Annotated in this window: 12 protein-coding genes; 7 read left to right on the forward strand and 5 right to left on the reverse strand. The window is 48.5% G+C overall.

Translation table 11 applies throughout. The features are described 5' to 3' along the window. Positions 1-344 precede the first annotated feature (344 nt). From E2I14_RS15705 to E2I14_RS15725, 5 genes are all read left to right on the forward strand, one after another. Complete coding sequence (locus E2I14_RS15705) at positions 345-2,921, forward strand: TonB-dependent receptor (protein ID WP_133330263.1); 2,577 nt, start codon at positions 345-347, stop codon at positions 2,919-2,921. A 231-nt stretch (positions 2,922-3,152) separates the two neighbouring features. Next, the gene (gene gabT, locus E2I14_RS15710; protein WP_133330265.1) at positions 3,153-4,436 is read left to right on the forward strand and encodes a 4-aminobutyrate--2-oxoglutarate transaminase; all 1,284 of its coding nucleotides are present in this window, start codon (positions 3,153-3,155) and stop codon (positions 4,434-4,436) included. A 65-nt stretch (positions 4,437-4,501) separates the two neighbouring features. Then, complete coding sequence (gene gabD / locus E2I14_RS15715; protein WP_133330267.1) at positions 4,502-5,956, forward strand: NADP-dependent succinate-semialdehyde dehydrogenase; 1,455 nt, start codon at positions 4,502-4,504, stop codon at positions 5,954-5,956. Positions 5,957-6,156: 200 nt separating this feature from the next. Further along, the gene (locus E2I14_RS15720) at positions 6,157-7,527 is read left to right on the forward strand and encodes a glutamine synthetase family protein (RefSeq protein ID WP_133330268.1); all 1,371 of its coding nucleotides are present in this window, start codon (positions 6,157-6,159) and stop codon (positions 7,525-7,527) included. Positions 7,528-7,692: 165 nt separating this feature from the next. After that, positions 7,693-9,147 carry an aspartate aminotransferase family protein gene (locus E2I14_RS15725; protein WP_133330269.1) on the forward strand — a complete coding sequence of 485 codons (1,455 nt, stop codon included), beginning with the start codon at positions 7,693-7,695 and terminating at the stop codon, positions 9,145-9,147. A 204-nt stretch (positions 9,148-9,351) separates the two neighbouring features. Here the strand turns inward: E2I14_RS15725 and E2I14_RS15730 are convergent, their stop codons facing one another. Together E2I14_RS15730 and E2I14_RS15735 are read right to left on the reverse strand one after the other, a co-directional pair. Then, on the reverse strand, positions 9,352-11,262 hold the full coding sequence (locus E2I14_RS15730; protein WP_133330270.1) for a M61 family metallopeptidase: 1,911 nt from the start codon (positions 11,260-11,262) through the stop codon (positions 9,352-9,354). A 52-nt stretch (positions 11,263-11,314) separates the two neighbouring features. Further along, entirely contained in the window at positions 11,315-11,977 is a 663-nt protein-coding gene (locus E2I14_RS15735; RefSeq protein WP_133330271.1) for a DsbA family oxidoreductase, read from the reverse strand. 247 nt (positions 11,978-12,224) lie between these two features. On the opposite strand from E2I14_RS15735, the gene E2I14_RS15740 reads away from it, so the two are divergent. After that, positions 12,225-12,893 (forward strand): thiol:disulfide interchange protein DsbA/DsbL, encoded by a 669-nt coding sequence (locus tag E2I14_RS15740; RefSeq protein ID WP_133330273.1) that lies wholly within the window; start codon positions 12,225-12,227, stop codon positions 12,891-12,893. Positions 12,894-12,958: 65 nt separating this feature from the next. Here E2I14_RS15740 and E2I14_RS15745 read toward each other — a convergent pair whose 3' ends face one another. The 3 genes from E2I14_RS15745 to E2I14_RS15760 all read right to left on the reverse strand — a co-directional run bounded on the left by E2I14_RS15745 (position 12,959) and on the right by E2I14_RS15760 (position 18,601). Next, positions 12,959-13,987 (reverse strand): VirK/YbjX family protein, encoded by a 1,029-nt coding sequence (locus E2I14_RS15745; protein WP_133330275.1) that lies wholly within the window; start codon positions 13,985-13,987, stop codon positions 12,959-12,961. A 1,001-nt stretch (positions 13,988-14,988) separates the two neighbouring features. Continuing rightward, positions 14,989-17,679: a M1 family metallopeptidase gene (locus E2I14_RS15755; protein ID WP_133330277.1), complete on the reverse strand. Its 2,691-nt coding sequence runs from the start codon at positions 17,677-17,679 to the stop codon at positions 14,989-14,991. Between the two features lie 184 nt (positions 17,680-17,863). After that, a complete protein-coding gene (locus E2I14_RS15760) occupies positions 17,864-18,601 on the reverse strand; it encodes a YoaK family protein (protein WP_133330279.1) in 738 nt (245 codons plus the stop codon). A gap of 230 nt (positions 18,602-18,831) precedes the next feature. Between E2I14_RS15760 and E2I14_RS15765 the strand changes: the two genes are divergently transcribed. Continuing rightward, positions 18,832-21,312: a sensor domain-containing protein gene (locus E2I14_RS15765; protein ID WP_133330281.1), complete on the forward strand. Its 2,481-nt coding sequence runs from the start codon at positions 18,832-18,834 to the stop codon at positions 21,310-21,312. Positions 21,313-21,314: the final 2 nt, after the last annotated feature.

Genomic DNA, 21,314 nt, shown 5'->3' on the forward strand with positions numbered 1-21,314 from the left:
AAATTTTGCCGAATAGAATGGTTTCAATAAAAACGATCCACATGGACATGGCGATTATGGAAGAGACAAATCAACACTTCGGCGGCTACAGTCAGAGACCCTGATTAAGTCGTTCAATTCACACCAAAATCTGGTGCGTCTTTTCAATTTTCTACACGAAGTGTGCCCATCAAAAATGGTTCTGGTAAAAAAATAGTCGATCTGTTTAGCTGCTTGGAGAGAATTCTCCGATACGCATAACAGGCAAGTCAAGATACCGGGCGGATGTATAAGTTAACAACAAGGCTTTGCATAGCGACGCCAAATTCGAAGCACAACCATTACGTAGTAGGAGACCAATAGATATGAAACTTCGCACCAAGCGATTAACGATCGCGATCGCCGTAGCATCCACATTCATGGCCGGAGCAATTAGCGCACAGGAAGTAGTTACTCCACCAGTGCCAGCAGCAACGCCAGCAGGAAATATGGATGCCCAAGTTGCACCAGTGGCCGAACAAGCGGCTCCCGATGTTACTCCTGAGGCCAAGCTAACTGGCGCGGCGGCGGCGTCTGCTGCGTCGAAACAAACCGGTATTCAACAAGTCGTGGTAACAGCGACCAAGCGTAAAGAAGACGTGAATAAAGTCGCGATTAGTATGAGCGTTATCGGCGGCGATGAACTCACTGCGCAGCACATTACTGATTATGCCGACGTAACACGTTCGATCCCCAATATTTCTTTCTCCGGCGCTGGTGGCGGTGGCGATGCGGGCGATGGTCCAGGTTTGTCGAATATCCAAATTCGCGGTATTTCCTCCTCCGCAGGTTCGTCAACCGTTGGTGTGTACTTAGACGATGTGTCCATGACACAGGCTAATCAGTATTCCATGGGTACGCCAGAGCCAAAGTTTTTTGATATTGACCACGTTGAAGTTTTGCGCGGCCCGCAGGGAACGTTGTACGGTGCAAGCTCGATGGGCGGTACGGTGAAATTCATCACTAACCAACCTAATACCAAGGAAGACTCAGCCGAGTTTTATACTGAAGCTTCTCAAACCAAAGGTGCCAACACTCCGAATTACAACGGTAACGTTGTGTTAAATAAACCCTTGATTCCCGGTGAATTAGCGATTCGTGTTGGTGTTGAAGCCGAGCATATTGGTGGCTACATTAACCAAGTCGATACCAATGCAAACGTCGTCAACAAAGGGATTAACTGGCAGGATAACGGCGTTGTAAAAGTTGGTTTCAAATGGACCCCAACCAAAGATTTAACGATTTTGCCAAGTATCATCAGCCAAAAAGTAAAAACTGGTGATACCGATGTTTCATACGGTAATTTGATCGTTGGCGGGAATGTCGTTACCGATACCAACGGCAATCCGGTTCCTCTGCAGAAATTCCAAACCAGCAAACTGACCAATGAGCGCGGCTCTGATGCGCTGACTGTTCCAAGTTTAACGATTAACTACAGCACTGGTCTGGGCGATTTAACTTATGTTGCGAGCTATTTTAAGCGTGAATTTACACGTATTCAGGATGGAACTTTTACTAATAGCTGGCAAATGGCAAATGGGTACATGGCGCCTGCTGCCTCGGGTGGCCTTACTCCATTAGCACAAACGATTGAAGGTTTGCCCTCGGCCGTTACTTTGGACAACCAAGTTAAGCAGTTTTCACAAGAGGTGCGCTTCGCATCCAAGCCCTATGAAAAAGGCGGCAATCCCTTCACTTGGTTAGTCGGTGCGTATGCCGCAAATGGGTTCACGACGATCCACGAAAATGATTTCGTGTATGGAATTCAGAGCGCATTTAAGGCCGCAAACATCGATCCTACTGTGCTGCCTGGCGTTTGGAACGTGCCTGATGCGCAGGGTAATTGTTCAGCGTTTGCATGTGTGACGAATAATAGTGAAGGCTTCCCAAATGACAACACTTGGACTGGTACGTACAAATACCACGATTCCCAGCAGTCAATCTTTGGTGAGGCAAACTATTATTTTTCGCCAGAATTACATGCGACTCTAGGCCTTCGGTATCTGCGTGCTCAACAAACATTTTCTAGTTTTCAAGATTTGTTTTATCAAGGTGATTCGCCAACCCTCAACGCGGCCTCAGTTAGTGGTAGTAAAACGACCCCCAAACTTGCTGTGATTTGGGAGGTTTCGCCAACCAACTCAGTGTTTGCAACAGCCGCTGAAGGTTTCCGGCTTGGTGGGGCTAACTCCGCTGTACCTTACGTCCAGTGTGGTCTTCCGGGTCCAAATCCATCAGGATATAAATCTGATTCACTTTGGAGCTATGAGGTGGGTGACAAGGCACGGTTCCTCAACAATACCGTTCAGTTGAATACTTCGTTGTTTTACGTTAAATGGAAAAATATTCAGCAGGAGTTAGAGTTAGCTTGTAGTTTTGCTTATGACGTCAATGTTGGCTCAGCTACCTCTTACGGTGGTGAAGTTGAACTAAAGGTCAAACCAATTTCTAGTCTCTTGCTGGATGTGGCTGGTGGATATACCCATGCAACGTTGGATGACAGCACAGGCGCAGATAGTGGTATCCCAGGTGCGGTCAAAGGTGCGTGGATTCCAGGTGTACCGAACTTTAACTTAGCCTTAACTGCCACTTACAGCTATGACATTTCGGATGACTATTTTGGCTTTGTTCGCGGTGCGGCGCACTTTGTTGGCACAAGTTATGGCGGCTTAGCGTTTTTGCCAAACGGTAATGTTAATCCTGACTTTAACCGTCCTTCGTACCACACCTTTGACATCAGCACCGGTGTGAGCTGGAAAGAATGGGAAGCAACTTTGTTTATCAAGAATTTGGCGAACAACAACGAAGTCATTCAAAAGCCAGTTGAGCAAGCACAAGCGGGTGGATTGGTCTATCGCATTGCACCGCGTCAGATTGGTTTAAGTTTGTCGGCGAAGTTCTAAGTAATGTCTAGTAACAAGTAATTAGTAGTAAAGCAAACAGTCGGAAGAAAGCGGTAATAAAAGCGCAAAGCAATGCCGCTTTCTTAGCGACCTTCTGTTTGTCTTCAGTTGGATTTATCCGCAGTTCCTCCGCAACAATCGGTGATCTAATTAGTCAGAGCAAGTCTGGCTGTCTGTAATAACCCCGTTAAATAACATCGTTGAGCGCTCAACAAACACATAGGAAAAGCAATGAACTCGAATCAAGAATGGAAATCCCGTAAAGACGCTGCAACACCACGCGGGGTTGGCGTTATGTGCAATTTTTATGCGGCACGTGCTGAGAATTCTGAAATATGGGATATCGAAGGCAAGCGTTACATTGATTTCGCCAGTGGCATTGCTGTATTGAACACGGGTCACCGTCACCCAAAAATTGTTGCCGCGATCAAGCAGCAATTAGAGCAATTCACACACACCGCATACCAAATCGTGCCTTACGGCATCTACGTTGATTTGGCTGAAAAAATTAATAAATTAACGCCGGGCACGCATGCTAAGAAAACTGCGTTCTTCACCACCGGTGCAGAAGCGGTCGAAAACGCCGTCAAAATTGCGCGTTCCTACACCAAACGCCCAGGCATCGTGGCATTCTCCGGCGCGTTCCATGGACGTACTTCAATGGGCATGGCATTAACCGGTAAAGTTGATCCGTACAAAATCGGTTTCGGCCCGTTCCCAGGCGATGTTTATCACGCACCATTCCCGAACGCATTGCATGGCGTCTCGGTAGAAGACGCGCTGCATTATTTGCATACCTTATTCAAAACCGATATCGAGCCGAGCAGAGTTGCGGCGATCATTATTGAGCCAGTGCAAGGCGAAGGCGGTTTCTGCGTAACGCCAGTCGCGTTCATGCAAGCACTGCGCACAATTTGCGATCAACACGGCATTTTATTGATCGCGGATGAAATCCAAAGCGGCTTCGCACGTACCGGTAAATTATTCGCCATGGAACATTACGGCGTCATCCCCGATTTGATGACGATTGCCAAAAGCTTGGCGGGCGGTATGCCCTTGGCTGGTGTGGTCGGCAAAGCAGAAATCATGGACGGCCCCAATCCCGGTGGCTTGGGCGGAACCTATGCCGGTAACGCATTAGCAGTCGCTGCGGCATTAGCTGTGTTAGAAGTGATTGAAGAAGAGAAATTAGCCGACCGTGCTAATGCGCTGGGTAAGCGTTTGACTGATCAATTGCATGCATCTGCCGAAAAAAATCCAAGTTTGAAAAAACGTGTTGCCGAAGTGCGCGGTTACGGTTCCATGATTGCGATTGAATTCCACAATCCAGAAACCGGCAATCCCGACCCAGAATTCACCAAAAAAGTACAAGCAATTGCCCTCGAAAAAGGCTTGCTGTTGTTGACCTGCGGCGTGTATGGCAACGTAATTCGCTTCCTATTCCCGCTCACAATTCAGGATGACGTATTGACGGAAGCGTTAGGCATTTTAGATACCGCGCTACAAACTGCTTAAGCGAGTGAGTTTGGTAAATTAAGCCAGTAAATACGTTCATTTCTTTTTAAAAGTTAAAGTTGATCATGTTGAATTTAAAAGATCCAAGTCTGTTAAAACAGCAAGCCTACGTAAACGGTCTTTGGTGCGACGCGGATAACGGTGAAACCATCCCAGTCACCAACCCTGCCACCGGTGCATTGTTAGGAACTGTCCCCAATATGGGCGCCGAAGAAGCGCGTCGCGCGATTAATGGCGCCAATGCTGCATTCAAAGCGTGGCGCGGTTTGTTGGCTAAAGAGCGTTCTGCCATTCTAAAAAAATGGTTTGAATTAATGCTGGCCAATTCAGACGATCTGGCTGCCATCATGACCGCAGAACAAGGCAAATCCTTGACCGAAGCCAAAGGCGAAATCACCTACGCGGCTTCGTTCCTAGAATGGTTTGCCGAAGAAGGTAAACGTATTTACGGCGAAACCATCCCAACGCCAGCGCATGGTCGCCGTTTGATGGTGACCAAAGACCCAATCGGGGTTTGCGCTGCGATCACACCGTGGAATTTCCCTTCCGCGATGATTACCCGCAAAGCCGGACCAGCTTTGGCAGCCGGCTGCCCGATGGTATTAAAGCCAGCGGCACAAACACCGTTTTCCGCATTAGCTTTAGCTGAATTAGCGCACCGCGCTGGCGTGCCAAGTGGTATCTTCAGCGTGGTCACTGGAAAAGCTTCCGCAATTGGTGGCGAAATGACAGCCAACCCTATCGTGCGTAAATTGACCTTTACTGGCTCGACCCAAATTGGTCAACTATTGATGCGCCAATCGGCCGATACAGTCAAAAAGCTCTCGCTCGAATTAGGCGGCAATGCGCCATTCATCGTGTTTGATGACGCCGATTTAGATGCCGCCGTGGAAGGTGCGATGGCCTCCAAATTCCGTAATTCTGGTCAAACTTGTGTTTGTGCCAATCGTCTGTATGTGCAAGACAAGGTGTATGACGCGTTTGTCGAAAAGCTGCGCGTCGCGGTACAGAAATTGCATGTCGGTGATGGTTCTATTGCTGGCGTCAACCAAGGTCCCTTGATTGATCAGAATGCAGTCGCTAAAGTGGAAGAGCATATTGCTGACGCGGTCGCTAAAGGCGCAAAAGTAGAATTAGGCGGCAAGCGTCATGCTTTAGGTCATACTTTCTTTGAGCCAACTATTTTGTCGGGCGTAACGCAGGCAATGAACGTGGCTCGCGAAGAAACCTTTGGTCCCTTGGCTCCGGTGTTCCGTTTCCACAGCGACGATGAAGTCATCGCCATGGCCAATGACACCGAATTTGGTTTAGCATCGTACTTCTACAGCCGCGATATCGGTCGTATTTATAAAGTTGCTGAACAATTGGAATACGGTATGGTCGGCATTAACACAGGATTGATTTCAAATGAAGTAGCACCGTTCGGTGGTGTCAAACAATCCGGACTCGGGCGCGAAGGTTCCCGTTACGGCATGGATGACTACCTAACGGTTAAGTATTGGTGTGTCAGCGGTATCTAGCGTATCAAACAGTAAAAAAACGAGGAGGTAACATGAAATTCTTTAAAATCTTTATTAACTTCACCCCAGCAGAACCGTAGCTTTTCTGCTCACTGTAGTTAGCAAAGAATGTTGAAAATTAGATGAATTTGCTCTGCTAAAAATCCTACAAAAGTAAGCCAAATTCAGCTCAAAAAACAAACGAAATAAGAGAGAAAATCATGTCTTTACGCCAAAATTTTTCATACAACGATATGGATCAGTGGCTCAATGAAAAACGAGTCACTGAAATTGAATGCCTGGTTCCCGATTTGACCGGTGTAGCGCGCGGCAAAATTATGCCTCGTACTAAATTCACCGAAGATCGCGGTATGCGCATGCCAGAAGCTGTGCTGGGTATGACAGTGACTGGAAACTACCCAACGGACAACGCTGCTTACGAGCGCGCTATTTCTGCCACCGACCGCGATATGATTTTGCGCGCTGACCCGAACACCATCACGATGGTGCCATGGGCGGCTGATCCGACTGCGCAAGTTATTCATGATTGTTATTTTTCGGATGGTTCTTTAGTCGATTTCGCACCGCGCTCCGTATTGCGTCGCGTGTTGAGTTTGTACGCCGAAAAAGGTTGGACTCCAATCGTGGCGCCAGAATTGGAATTCTATTTAACCGCCAAAAACATCGATCCAGATTTGCCATTGCGCCCGCCGGTTGGCCGCAGCGGACGCGCTGAGACTAGCCGCCAAATTTACAGTATTGATGCGGTGAACGAATTCGATCCCCTGTTTGAAGATATCTACGACTACTGCGATTTGATGCAGTTAGACGTCGATACCTTGATTCACGAAATCGGCGCTGGTCAGATGGAGATTAACTTCTTGCACGGCGAACCTATGGGTTTGGCGGACAAAGTGTTCTTCTTTAAACGCACTTTGCGCGAAGCGGCATTGAAGCACGACATGTATGCCACCTTCATGGCTAAGCCAATGACGGGCGAACCCGGTTCGGCGATGCACATTCACCAAAGCGTGGTCGATACCAAATCGGGCTTAAATATTTTCAGTAATCCAGACGGAACTGCTGCCGATGCGTTTATGCATTACGTTGGTGGTTTGCAGCGGTACATGCCTGCCGCGATGGCAATTGTTGCGCCCTATGTGAACTCGTATCGTCGTATCGTGCGTCATACTGCCGCTCCAATTAATATTCAATGGGGTAAAGATAATCGTACGGTTGGTTTCCGCGTGCCTGAATCCGGCCCGCAAGATCGTCGTATTGAAAACCGTGTGGTGGGCGCTGATGCAAATCCTTACTTAGCGTTAGCGGTAACATTGGCTTGCGGTTACTTGGGGATGATCGAAAAACTCGAACCAACGCCAATGACGATTGATAGTGCTTACGATTTGGATTATCAATTGCCACAAAGCTTGTCCGAAGCCTTAGAAGGTCTGCGTAAAGAAACCCGTCTGCGCTATGTTTTGGGCGACCGTTTTATCGACGTTTATTCCGCCATTAAAGAGTTGGAACACGCTGAATTTATGCAAGTCATCAGCCCGTGGGAACGTGAACATCTGCTGTTGCACGTTTAAGCTCATCACGTAAGTCAAGCAATCCATGAAGCGCTAAACACAGCAGAAGAAATTTCTCCAAGTGTTTAGCGCACTTAGTTGCGCTCTCACTTCGCTCCTCCTTGTATGCCAAGCTCGGTTTAAAGTGACGACGCGATACTAAACGTAGCTATTGAAAGGGTGATCATGTACTCCAACAAAACTGATCCAGTCGCCATCGTTGCTCCCGCAGCACGTCCAGCAGATGCGCACAAAAAAGTCGATACCAAAGCGATCCAAGCGCTCGACGCTAAGCATTATATGCACGCATTCACTGACACCAAGTCGCTCGGACAAGTTGGCGCACGGGTGATTGTGAAGGGGCAGGGGATTTATATTTGGGATTCGGAAGGCAAACGTTTGCTCGATGGGATGTCGGGCTTGTGGTGCATGAATGTCGGTTATGGTCGCACCACGATTGCCGATGCGGTGCACGCGCAGATGCAAGAACTTCCTTACTACAACAGTTTTTTCCAAACGACCAATGTGCCAGCCGTGCAACTGGCGGCTAAGTTGGTAGAGATTTCGCCAGCGCATTTCAATCATGTGTTTTTTGCTGGGTCGGGTTCTGAAGGTAACGACACCAACTTGCGCTTGATTCGCCGTTACTGGGATTTGAAAGGCGCCAAAGAGCGCAATATCATCATCAGTCGTGAAAACGCTTATCACGGCAGCACCATTGCCGGCGCATCCTTGGGCGGCATGTCCGGTATGCACGATCAGCAAATCGGCGTAACCATTCCAAACATCGTTCACATTGGCCAACCGTATTATGTTGAAGGTGGCAAAGGTAAAACGCCTGAGGAATTCGGTTTAGTTGCCGCAGGTTGGTTAGAGCAAAAAATTCTTGAAGTCGGTGCGGAACGTGTTGCCGCCTTTATCGCGGAACCAGTGCAAGGCGCAGGCGGCGTGATTATTCCACCATCGACCTACTGGCCAGAAATCCAACGTATCTGCGATAAGTACGGCATTTTGTTGGTGGCTGACGAAGTCATTTGCGGCTTTGGTCGCTTGGGCACGTGGTTCGGCTCGGATTATTTCGGGATTAAACCGGATTTGATTACCTTCGCCAAAGGCGTGACGTCCGGCTATATCCCGATGGGTGGTGTGCTGGTTGGTGATCGCGTGGCCGATGTGTTGATTGAGCATGGCGGTGACTTTAATCACGGCTTTACCTATTCCGGCCATCCGGTCGCGGCTGCAGCGGCGTTAGAAAATATACGCATCATTCAGGAAGAAAAACTGATTGAAAAAGTTCATAACGAAACCGGCCCGTACTTAGCGAAGAAATTTGGTGAGTTAAATGATCATCCTCTGGTCAGTATTGCCGAAACCTGCGGCTTTGTGGCTGGTTTAAATTTGGTCAAGAAAAAAGGCCCGACCTTGCACGAATGCGAAGCGTTTGATTCCAGTTTAGAAGTCGGCATGATTTGCCGCGGTCACATGTTTGGTAACGGGATGATTATGCGTGCGGTGGGTGATCGCATGATTATCGCGCCGCCGTTGGTGACCACGGTTGAGCAAATTGATGAAATGGTAGGGTTGATTCGTTTCTGCCTCGATGCAACGTTGGAAGATTTGAAAAAGCGTGAATTGATCTAATTCCTGAGCTAGCCGAGTATGTTGATATGGCTAGTTGGAAGGGATCATTAGTTTGAGAAGTTGATGTGGGGAGACTATGTTCTCGGTTTGCGTCTTAGCTGATTTGTTTCAGCTAAGACGCAATTTTTTTATGAGCAGTAGGTTGAGCTGGGCGGCCGTTTTTGTCCGCCAATAACGCAACTAACCGATGCACGAAACAATGAATTACAACGCCGTCAAAATCGATGTGAGTCGATCCGGTGTTCCTTCAATCCGCTCCAGACGCGGATACTTTAAGCCTTCGTGATAATCAAATTTAACGGTTTCGTACACATCGTCAGTTTTGATTAACAGTTCAATCGGTGCTTTGCTGGTTTTAGCTTCGCTAATCGCTTTTTTCAGTAGCTCGTCTTTATATTGATGTCCATTCACGGCTAATACGGTTGTGTTGGCGCTCAAGCCTAATTTGAATGCGGGGCTATTCCACGCGATTTCGCCGATTTTGCCGTCGTGGATGTGGAAGCCAAGCGAGTACCAGAAGTCGGCAACATTGTTTTCAGCTTCGTTTGCTTTGTAATAGGCGGTTGGCGTGTCGGTAAAAGTCAATTTCCACCCGGAGCGGGCTAATCCATCCAAGGGAGCGCCAGGGCCGTGACTGTTTAGCCGCTCGTGCAAGAATTTATCCCAATCGTAAGCTTGGATGGCGTTGAGTGTGCTGGCAACTTCGTTAAAGTCATACGGAAGCGCGACGTGGCTGCCATCTTTTACGCCAAAAAATGCTTTGGCAAAATCATTCAATGAGCGTTTTTCTCCTGACAATTCGCGGATTTTGGTATCGACATCGAGCCAAATCAGTTGACCTTCATCGTAATAATCTTCGGCGCGCTGCCAATGGCGCCAGCCTAAGGGACGACGATTGTTGATGATCGGATCGTTCGTGGTGTCTTGCAAGGGACGCCATGTGCGCGAGGTGTTGGCATCGAGATCGGCGGCGACCATGGCGATGGAATCACGCACTTGTTCTTGGGTCAGCAAACCGGAACGGGCGGCGAGAATAAAGCCCCAGTATTCGGTCTGGCCTTCATACACCCAGAGCAGTGAATTTTTCATCGGTAGATTGTAGTTGGGCGTTAATTGCCCAGCTGGGCGACGGAATTTGCCATCCCATGAATGAGTAAATTCATGGGGAATCAAGTAGCCGCGTAACGGCAAATTTTTATTCCACTCTTGGAAGTAACTTGGCTTGACCAAGTTTTCGCCCGATTGATGATGCTCTAAGCCATCGAAGCCAAAATTGTCACTTGCAGCGACCAAGAAATCGTAGTGATCAAAATGGTGCGAGCCAAATAATTTATACGCTTGTTGCAAGAGCGAGCGATGCATCTCAATTTGCTCTGGCTTGGCAATGCCGTTTTCTGGCGCGTCACTAAACACGTCGAAATGCACCGCGACTTTGGCGCCCGGATCCAGATCGTAGCGATTTAAATATTTGCCGGCATACAGTGGCGAATCCACAAAATCGACCATGTTGATGGGCTTGAATTGGATGGTGTTGTCAGTTGCGGATGCCACTTCTAATGCCGAGGCAAACTTCCAGTCTTTAGGGATTGTGAGCGTAGGCTTAAATGTGATGGCACTGGAATAGTATCCAGCCGGATAGAGCAGCATTTTTTCCCAATGCACGGCCAACATTTCTGGCGTGACCACGATTGCACCTAGATTGCCTTGAGCCGGTGAGAGGAATTGGAAATCGAGATCAATCGAATCGGTATTGGCGGGCACGTTGAGATGGAATGCAAACATATTGACTTCATCGCGTTGCCATTCAATCGGCTTGTGATTGGCCGAAATGTGCAGACTGGCGAGTTGCACTAACGGGCCGTTTGGCCCATGTTCACCGGGCAGCCACTGCGGATAGAGCAAAGTTAATGCGCCGGCTTTGACCGGAATGTGTTCATGGATATCGAATATTTTTTGACGCAAATTGGTTGCGTTGACTTGGATATCGATGGGCGCCAGATAAGGCTTGTTGATGGGCGCGGGAATCTCTTGCGCTTGCGCGACATGGCTTGTTAGCGCGCCACCTAACAATAATGTTGATAATAAAAAACGCGCTCCAACTTCTCTTTTATTCATGTTGTTGTCCTCGGATGAATGTCGTTTTAAAAGGGTGTCTCGATTGCTTGAATTAGCTTGCTTGCTGAGTGGATTTCTCTGTTGCTTGTGCGGCGATGTCACGTAACACTTGTTCAAACACGTCGGGCGTTTGGCCGCCGGTGATTAAATGTTTGTTGTTGATGATGATAGATGGCACCGATTGAATGCCCGCCTGCTGCCAAAATTGTTCTTCGGCCCGCACTTCATCGGCGTAACGTTGGCTGCTGATGACGTCTTGTGCTTGGTCGCGCTCCAAGCCTGCGGCGACGGCTAAGTCGAGCATCAAGCTTTGATCGGCTGGATTACGGCCTTCGCCGTGGTACGCCTTCAGAAAAGCATGTTTGAGTTGACGCTGTTGCTCGGCCGATTGCAGACCGGCCCAATACAACAAGCGATGCGCGTCAAAGGTGTTCCAGACGCGCGTGCGTTCACCAAAGTTAAAGCCAACCGCTGCGCCGCGTGCGTGCAAATTGGCACGACCTTGTGCTAGCTGTTCGGCGCTCATGCCGTATTTGGCGCGTAGGTACTCCGCACTGTCTGCCCCCTCGGGGGCCATCGTGGGATTGAGTTCATACGGGTGGAATTGCAACTCGGTTGGAATGTCGGTGCCGATGTTCTTTAATGCCATTTCTAGCGAGTTAAGTCCAACCGCGCACCACGGGCAAGCTATATCGGAGACGAAATCGATTTTCATGTTGAATATCCTTATGGGATGAGTTAGCCGACTAGTATGCCGCAATGTTTGGTTGGGCGTTTTGGCAGGGCGACTAGTTATGTGGGTAAGGCCGTGCGACGGATTGTTGAATCCTACGATTAGATAACATTTCCAAAGCGCAAGTCAATCAAACTATCTTGCACTAAAGAAAATAATGTGAAATTATTCTGCTCTAGTTTTTACCCATTTTGGGTCTTGGATTTGATTGCCACTTAAAGGAATTGCAATGCGTTTTATACACTTCGCGCTCGCCGTTGGACTCAGCATCAATCTGGCTTTTGCTTCGCCCACCAATCCAGTTAATGGCGCGGAGTATGTGAGCATTGCCACTCCGCAAAGCGTGTCGTCCACCGGCAAGAAGATCGAAGTCATCGAGTTTTTTATGTACCACTGCCCAGCGTGCAATATGATCGAACCGGCGTTGTTGGAATGGGTGAAAAAGCAAGGCGACAATGTCCAATTTAAGCGGATTCATGTGCCGCATAATGGCCCCAAAGATGCCGAAGCCCATTTGTTTTTAGCCTTGGATGCCATGCAGTTGGAAGATAGTCTGCACAGCAAAGTGCTGCACACTTGGCATGTCGAACATCATCAACTCTTAAACGACGACGATAATCTTAATTGGGCCTTAAAGAACGGACTCGATAAGGATAAATTCTTAGCCGCGTATAACTCGTTTTCGGTGCTCAGCAAATTGCAAAGCTTGGCTCGGATTGCGGGTAATTATCAGGTCGATAGCACGCCTACCTTGATTGTTGATGGGCATTATTTAACTAGCCTGTCGCAGCTCAACAAATCGAATCCAAGTTTAAAAGACAATGAATTGATTAAGGGCACGTTTCAGGTGATGGATGCCTTGGTGCTGAAAGCGCAGGCGGAGAAGGGTGCGAAATAACACGGTATTGGAGCAAAAAAAAGACTATCCGCGGATAGTCTTTTTTTATGTCCGGCAAAGGACAATCAGGTTGTTTCTAAGCTCGCGACAACGGGCGAAAACAGGGGATTGTTCGGATTGGCATGCACGTAGGTGTCCACCTGCGGAAAGACCAAGGCTGGTTGAATCGCCAAGTTCATTTGCGTGCGAATGGCTTCGATTAACAAGGCGCGGTGGCGGTATTCGTTGCGCTTTTTAGATGGTCTGGATTCGATCGGCTTTTCTGGCACGCTGCTTGGAATGCTGAAGTTGCCTTGTGCATTGAGCGCGCCGCCAACGATTTCCCACAGCACATTGTATTGCGCATGAATGGTTTTTTTATTGCGATAGCGCAGCGCGCGATAGATATGATTTTGCTCATGTATGCATTCAATCGACTCGCAACCTAATTGCTTCGCTAAATGACGCAGTGTTTCAATCATCAAAATGCGCGGTTGAATGCCGTACAACGCGTGCGTGGTGTCGCGCATTAAGCTGCGCGAATCCGCATCGGGATATTCTTTGGCTTGGATGCCGCCGATTTTGATGGCGTAATGCTGGTGCTGGTAGACCAGCGTGAAAGTCATTAACAGCAGGGCGCGGCCATTAACGCACAATTCAATCGACGCGCCGCCTTCGCGGTCATAACTCGGCAAGCGCACCAAATTGAGTTCAACGATTTCGCCCGATTTGCCAAACAAGGTGGACAAGGTAATGCCCACGCCGCTGATCACTTTATGCAATTGTTCCTCGTCCAGTAGTTGGGCGAGAATCGAAAAATGGCTGCATAAATAGTCAGTGCGGGTATCAGTGCCGCAGCGCTTGTCAAAAAATGGCCGATGGATTCGGTCCACAAACGTCGCTTCGCTGACTGATGTCGCCAACAAATTACTTTCGCGCAAAAAATTCAACCATAACGCGGTTGAGCGCACGCTAGTCAACCCGCGCAGCACAAAGCGCACGGCCCGTTTTACCGACGCATCTTTGCGGCCTGAGCGCAAGAGATCAAACGCCCATAAAAGATCAGCGCTAAATTGCTTCCAAGTAAATCGGAAGGAGTTGTTGAAGTAATTCATATGACCAAAACCTACTAAAAATAACTGTCAAATTTGCTATAAATGGGCGCAATTAACGCACCATTTTTTCGTGTAACGAAATGTAGCATAGTAAACGAAAAATTACTGTTAAACATTTATTTTTAGCTGTTTAAATGTATTTAAATAAATATTTAACAAGTAAAATGTTGTATTTGGTTAAGAATTAACGATTAATGTTGCAAATAAACGGCTGTTTAACATTCATTTCATTAGCTCGTAACATTAACCCTGTACCGCAATGAAATGCTGCTAGCTGACTGCCAGAATCAATTGTTGGAAATGCGTGAATGGAACGCGGTGGAGTGCACCTGTGAAGTCTGATTGAGGGCGCGTTGGTAGCAGCTATTGCCAACGGTTTGGATGCCAAGCCGCTTAAAGTGATTAGGGAAGGCCATTACGAACGTGAGGTAAGAATCCCTCGCGATCTGAGGTCGCGCTACGTCGTCGTGGATGGAGGTTAAATTGGGGCGATTATTTGTTCGAGTCCGTAGGTCAGACCGATTTCAGAACAAGTCCCCAGGACTTTACGCCCATTGATGGACGACGATTTACCGACAATCTTGAGCATGGTAATTGGAGCATGCTGAAGTTGAACTAACCCAACGTTGAATCCGAACTGGCGTTGGGTCGCAAAGCTTATTGTTGACGTTTCTTTTCTTCTTGTTTCAATTTCTTATCGGCCTTTTTTTCCTTCATGGTTTTAGCCGGTTCCTTTTTTACTGCCTTTTTACTGTCTTGACTCTTACTCATCGTAGATCCCCTCAAACGAACGAGCTACCAACGGTGATGGCATCAGTGTTGAGGTAGTCGCGTAGCGAGATGATAGACCTTGTGGCGGGTTGGTAGGGATTTATCCGTGATCTGGTCGTCAATAGTTGCACTGCTCGATAAAAAAACGGCCTACCGATGAAGGTAAGCCGTTTTGATGGATCTACTTTGGGTAGCTGAGTTAGCTGTTTCAGCTCAGCGCAAAAATCTCATTACTTCGCAGCAGAAAACCCCGCCAAGGCGTTATCTAACCAAGCTGTGATCTCGGGTACACGTTTGGCGCGTACTTGGACGTTGAACTTGATGTTAGCAATCGCTGTTTCTGAGTCACGACGTGCTTTTGGTGAGATGTTGGCCTTGGTATAGGCTTCCAATTTACCGATCATCGCGGCGTCTGACGAATTGCCTGCGATACGCGGAATGTAGCGACTGCGTGAGCTGCCATCGATGAATTTCTCCAATTGCTTTAAATGCGCAATCGTGAAATCAAAAGCCAAATCAGGATGACGACTTGCAACGCTGCCGATCATGCCAGCGCTGTTGGTGGCGCCCGGCTCATCGGTGGAAGCTAAATCCAACGCACGTTGCGCCAGCGTTTTATCCTTAGCCGACGCCAACAATTCATACAACTGATCTTTGATCAGCGGTGATTTTTCGTTTTGTGCCGAAGTGTGGATTTGATCCCAAGTAGCGCTATCGGCATTGATGGCAACGACATAGGAAACTACTTTACGCAAGGCCGCTGGCGTTGCATCGGGTGACGTGACGGATGCGGCGAAGTAGCGTCGTGCTTGGTCAATGGTTGCTGGATCGTTGACTTCGCCTAAGGTGCCGATTAACTGATCGCGCAATTTGGTCGCTGTCGACAACTCATCTGGTTTTGCGGTCCAGCCGATCTGAGCCAACATCGGTGACAAGGCAGCAATAGCGACTTTATCCAAACGCGCTTGACCCACTGGGTCGCCGTTATACAAGCGATGCATGCCACCAAAAATACTGGTGACTTTTGCCATGATTTGCGGGTTGCTGCTCTTCGCGGCTTCGGTGGTCAAGGCCAACACATCGGACATTGACGTTTGGCCAGACAAGCCCAATGACCAGGAATCGGACAACAAGCCTAATTGGTCGATAGGAGCCAACTTAGTGAAGTTGGCTAGCAAATCGTCCTTAAACATTTTTTGTGGATAGACCGTGCGGTAGTAACCAGCTTGTCCGGCGTTGACCACCACTGGGCCGCAACCTTCTAAAGTGATCGAACCTTTACCGCCGGTGACCAACGTTGTCGCAACTGTGTTGGTGCCGATGAGTTGTGCGGTAACTGGTACGTGCCAAGTTAATGCTTTCTTGGTCGATGCATCGCGCTTGAATTCCGATTGGGTCAATGCCACCGTTGTTTTGCCTGCTTTGCAGCTCGACGACACAACATTAATCATTGGCACACCCGGTTGCAAGGTGAAGTCGTGTGCAATCGTGCGGATAGGCTTGCCAGTGGCTTGCTCAATCGCTTTCCAGAAATCGTTCGAGGTGGTGTTGGTGTAAGCGTGTTCTTTCATGTACAAACGCACGCCATCGCGCCAGCCGACTTCACCGACATAGTTCTCCAACATGTGGATGACGGATTCGCCTTTGCCGTAGGTAATTTCATCGAATGCTTGGCTAGCTTGTTCGACCGTTTCGATGTGCTGCACCACGGGGTGAGTGCTGGCGACCGAATCGCGCTCCATCGCGTATTGATGCACGCCAACCACGCTCAATTCGCTATTCCATTCTGGATGCAAACGGTTGGTGGCGCGGTTTTCCATCCATGAGGCAAAACCTTCGTTGAGCCACAGATCGTCCCACCATTGCATGGTGACTAAATCGCCGAACCATTGGTGGGCCATTTCGTGCGCTGCGACGATGAATGAAGTCTCTTTATCGCCTTGAGTTGCGACGGCTGGATCGAGCAAAATGTCGCGTTCAAAAGTGAAAATCGCTCCCCAGTTTTCCATCGCGCCAAAGAACTGGCTGCTGCCTGGTGAGGCGATATTGTCTAACTTAGGCAGCGGGAAACGCACGCCAAAATAATCGTTGTACTCTCGTAGAATTTTCTTTGATTCGGCTAACGGGAAAGCCGCTTGCGATACCAAGCCACGTTGCGTAATCACACCAACTTCAGTGCCATCGGCGTCAACGGTGGCGCGTTCAAAATCGCCCGCACCGAAGAATAATAAATAGGTCGACATTTTTGGCGAAGTGCCAAAATTGACTACGCTTAAGCCATTACCTAAATCCGTTTTCTTGGTAATCGGCATATTGCTGACCGCCATTTGGTCGGTCGGTACAGTAACCTCTAGATCAAAAGTAGCTTTGTAATTGGGCTCATCCCATGAAGGAATAAAGCGGCGCGCATCGGAGTTTTCAAACTGCGTGTAGATCGCACGTTTTTGGCCGTTGGCGGTTGGATAATCGACTAAAAATAATCCGTTGGCTTGGATGCCGATTATGCCGGTGTAATCGATGGCTAAGGTGTAGCTACCTTTGCTAATCGGTTTAGCGAAATGGAATGTCGCGGTTTGTTCTTCGTTATTAACATCGATCTTTGCCGCTTCAACGCTGTTGCCAGCCGCGTTCAATGTTGCGCGTTGAAAGACCAAATCAGCGGCGTTCAAAGTGATGCTAGAAGTTGGCTTTACCACCTCAACAGTAATCTGAACCTTGCCAGAAAAAGTCGCTGCCTTAGCGTCTGGGATAACCGAAATAGTGTAATGCGTCGGGCGCACGGTACGCGGCAATTGGGTCGTGACGTTAGCGTGTGGAACCGCGGCAGTCGCTTCTGGTGCGGCAGCGAATGCCGGAGCGAAGGAGATGCTTGCCAGACTAAAAACAGTTGCTATGGTGGAAGAAATAAAGGTGCGACGCATGGTTGTCCTATAGTTGTTAAATTATGCAAGCGTGCAACATTACGCGGAATTGTATGGTGCCGCAAGGTAATAAAATGACTATCTAACGAACAGCGGCGGGGTTGCTTGAAGGGAAAATATCACGCTGACGATTGCCCCAATAACCAAACAAAATTTGGGTTGTGTGGCGTGCTAGCAGCACACATTATTCGTGCTCGGTAAAGGCTGGCGCAATCGAAAGAGTAATTAGCGCAATCGCTAACGGGACCGTGGCGATAAAGCCAAGATGCTTGAATCCTAAAGCACCGACTAAGCCACCACTAAAGAAAGAAATCACCAACAGGCCATAGATTTTGAGCTTATTCCGATTGGCGCTCACTTCCGCTTGATCGAGCTGACTGGCGCTGCGGTTCCAATACAATAATTTGCCTAATTCAATGCCGATGTCGGTCACCATGCCGGTGACGTGCGTGGTGCGGATTTCGGCGTTTGAAATTTTGGTGATTAAGGCGTTTTGCAATCCCATGACATAGCACAGCAAAATCGCGATCAAAGACAATTGAATTAACTCATGTTGCTGCAATTTTTTGCCAACCAAACCAAAGAACAGCAACAACACCGCTTCAAAAATCAACGTCGGTGTGTAGATATAAGTAAAGCCATTGCGCCGCGCATAGTTCACAAAAATCGCGGTGCTAGCGGAGCCACACAAAAACGCACACAAGGCCAAAAACGAAGAAAACGCTAGCGCAAAATGCCCCAACACAATATTGTCTGCCGCAGACGACACAATGCCCGACATGTGCGAGGTGTATTGCCCGATCGCCAAAAAGCCACCGGCGTTTAACGCCCCCGCCACAAATGCTAACGTCATACCAAGATGTAAATTGGCGCGTGGTGTGCGACGTGGTGAAGTTAATAAGGCGAGATAATTAATCGGCATAAGCAAGCATCAGAATGATAAAAAGCGAACTACGTGATTAGGCAAAACGGCAAGGTGCTGGTGCAGTATCGACGTTTTTTACAAAATGTACCAGCAAAGCTTGCACATTTAAATTGCTGGCCTAGACTAAAAATTTGCTCAGTCTTCATCGCAAGCATCAACACTAAAAGTGAAAATTTGAAACTGTTGTGAAACTAATGAGCGCCAATTCATCATGAGATGAGGTTGATATGGTTGCGACAAAAGGGTTTCACACGCAAACGCGCTCCTTACTGTCTATGGAAGAAATCACCGATCATTTGTACACCAGCGTAGATAGCTCGGACGACGCCATTATTAGTAAGACGTTGACCGGGACTGTGACGAGCTGGAACAAAGGTGCCGAAGCGCTATTTGGCTACACTGCCGACGAAATGCTGGGCAACTCCATTTTGTTGCTCATGCCGCCAGAGCGTTTGAGTGAAGAATCGTTCATCCTCGATTTGATCAGCGCGGGCGAGAAGGTCGATCATTTTGACACCATACGCTTACGCAAAGATGGCAGTCGGATTCCTGTCTCGGTAACTATTAGTCCGATCAAAGATACACGCGGCAAAATTGTCGGCGTGTCCAAAATCGCGCGCGATATTTCAGATCGGGTAAAACTTCAAATCACCGAACGCCAGTTCGCCGCGATTATTAATTCATCGGACGACGCCATTGTCGGCAAAACACTCAGCGGCGTTATTCAAAGTTGGAATCAGGGCGCTGAACGTATGTTTGGCTACAGTGCCGAGGAAATGATTGGTTGGACAATATACGTACTACTTCCCGACGACAGAAAAGACGAAGAAACTCAAATTCTGGCGAAGTTGGCCAGAGGCGAGCGAATCGACCATTTTGAAACTGTGCGGGTGCGCAAAGACGGACGATTAATTGATGTTTCGGTCAGTATTTCGCCGATTCTTGATAAAACTGGCCGCGTGGTTGGCGCGTCCAAAATTGCCCGCGATATCAGCCTAAAAAAACAGATAGAAAAGCAATTGCAGCTCACCGCTAGCGTGTTTTCAAACACCAATGAAGGCATCGTGATTGCCGATGCCGATGGCGTTATTGTTGAAGTCAACCCGTCGTTTTTACACATTTCCGGCTATGACCGCGCCGACGTGATTGGCAAAACGCCCGAACTATTTCGTTCAAGTCGGCATGATCCCGAATTCATCGCCCGAGTTCGTCAAGCCCTCAACGACACAGGAACCTTTCAGGGCGAAGTTTGGAGTCGGCGCAAAGACGGCAGCGCCTATGCCAGCTTGTTGACCATTAATTCGATTAAGAACGCCATTGATCGCGTTGAAAAATACGTGGCCTTAATCGCTGACATCACGCCCTTGCGCGCCAAACAAGAAGAGATCGAGCACTTAGCCCATTTTGATGCGTTGACGGATTTGCCCAATCGGATTTTGTTGGCTGATCGGTTATCCCAAGCGATGGGCTTAGCGATTCGGCACGCGCAATCGTTGGCGGTGTTGTATTTGGATCTCGATCACTTTAAAGAAATCAACGACAAATACGGTCACGACACGGGCGATAAATTATTGATCGCGGTCTCAAATCGCATGCGCGAAGCGATGCGCTCAGTCGATACCTTGTCACGTATCGGCGGCGATGAATTTGTCGCGGTGTTGATCAATGTTGGTACGCCAGTGGAATGTGTGCAATTGGCCGAACGGATTTTATTAGCCTGCTCGCAACCGGTTGAAGTCGATGGCATTGTATTGCAAGTCTCCGCCAGCATCGGCGTGACAATGTACCCGCAAGACCAAGCCGATCCGGAACAATTAATCCGTCATGCTGACCGCGCTCTGTACGAAGCCAAGCAAGCGGGGCGCAACCGAATTCATTTATTCGATTTAGCGCTTGAGCAAGAAATGACTCAACGCACTTTGCAATTAGGTCAAATTGAACATGCTTTTGTGGCCGGTGAACTGGCTTTGTATTACCAACCCAAAGTCAACATGCGCAGCGGCTTGGTATTTGGTGCTGAAGCCTTATTGCGCTGGTTGCATCCCGAGCGTGGGGTGGTGGCTCCCGGCGAATTTTTGCCGATTATTGAGCATCATGCATTGGAATGCAAAATTGGGTATTGGGTCATTGAGCAAGGACTTAGCCAACTCAATGCGTGGCAGCAAGCCGGTTTGACTATTTCGGTCAGCGTTAATGTCAGCGCCAATTTATTGCAGATGTCCGACTTTGTTAATCGCTTGAGTGAGTTATTAGCGAAGTATCCGGCAGTCCAACCGCAGTCACTTGAATTAGAAATTTTAGAAAACAGCGCGCTACAGGATTTGAATCGAATTGTGTCGGTCATCCGTGCCTGCCAACAGTTGGGAGTGTGCTTTTCGGTCGATGATTTTGGCACAGGCTATTCTTCGCTTACCTATCTGCGCCGCTTGCCTGCCGAAACACTCAAGATCGATCAAAGTTTTGTGCGCGATATTCTGTTAGATCGCGACGATCTCGCCATCGTGCAAGGCGTTATCGCGTTGGCGCAAGCCTTTCATCGTAAGGTGATCGCTGAAGGAGTCGAGACTATCGAGATTGGCGAAGTGCTGCTCGATCTTGGTTGTGACCTAGCTCAAGGTTACGGCATTGCGCGTCCCATGCCTGCAGCATTGCTTCCCAATTGGGTGCGCCATTGGACACCTCATCCGTGCTGGAGGGGCCGCCAATAAAT

Source organism: Sapientia aquatica, assembly GCF_004358105.1.
GTDB lineage: Bacteria > Pseudomonadota > Gammaproteobacteria > Burkholderiales > Burkholderiaceae_D > Solimicrobium > Solimicrobium aquaticum.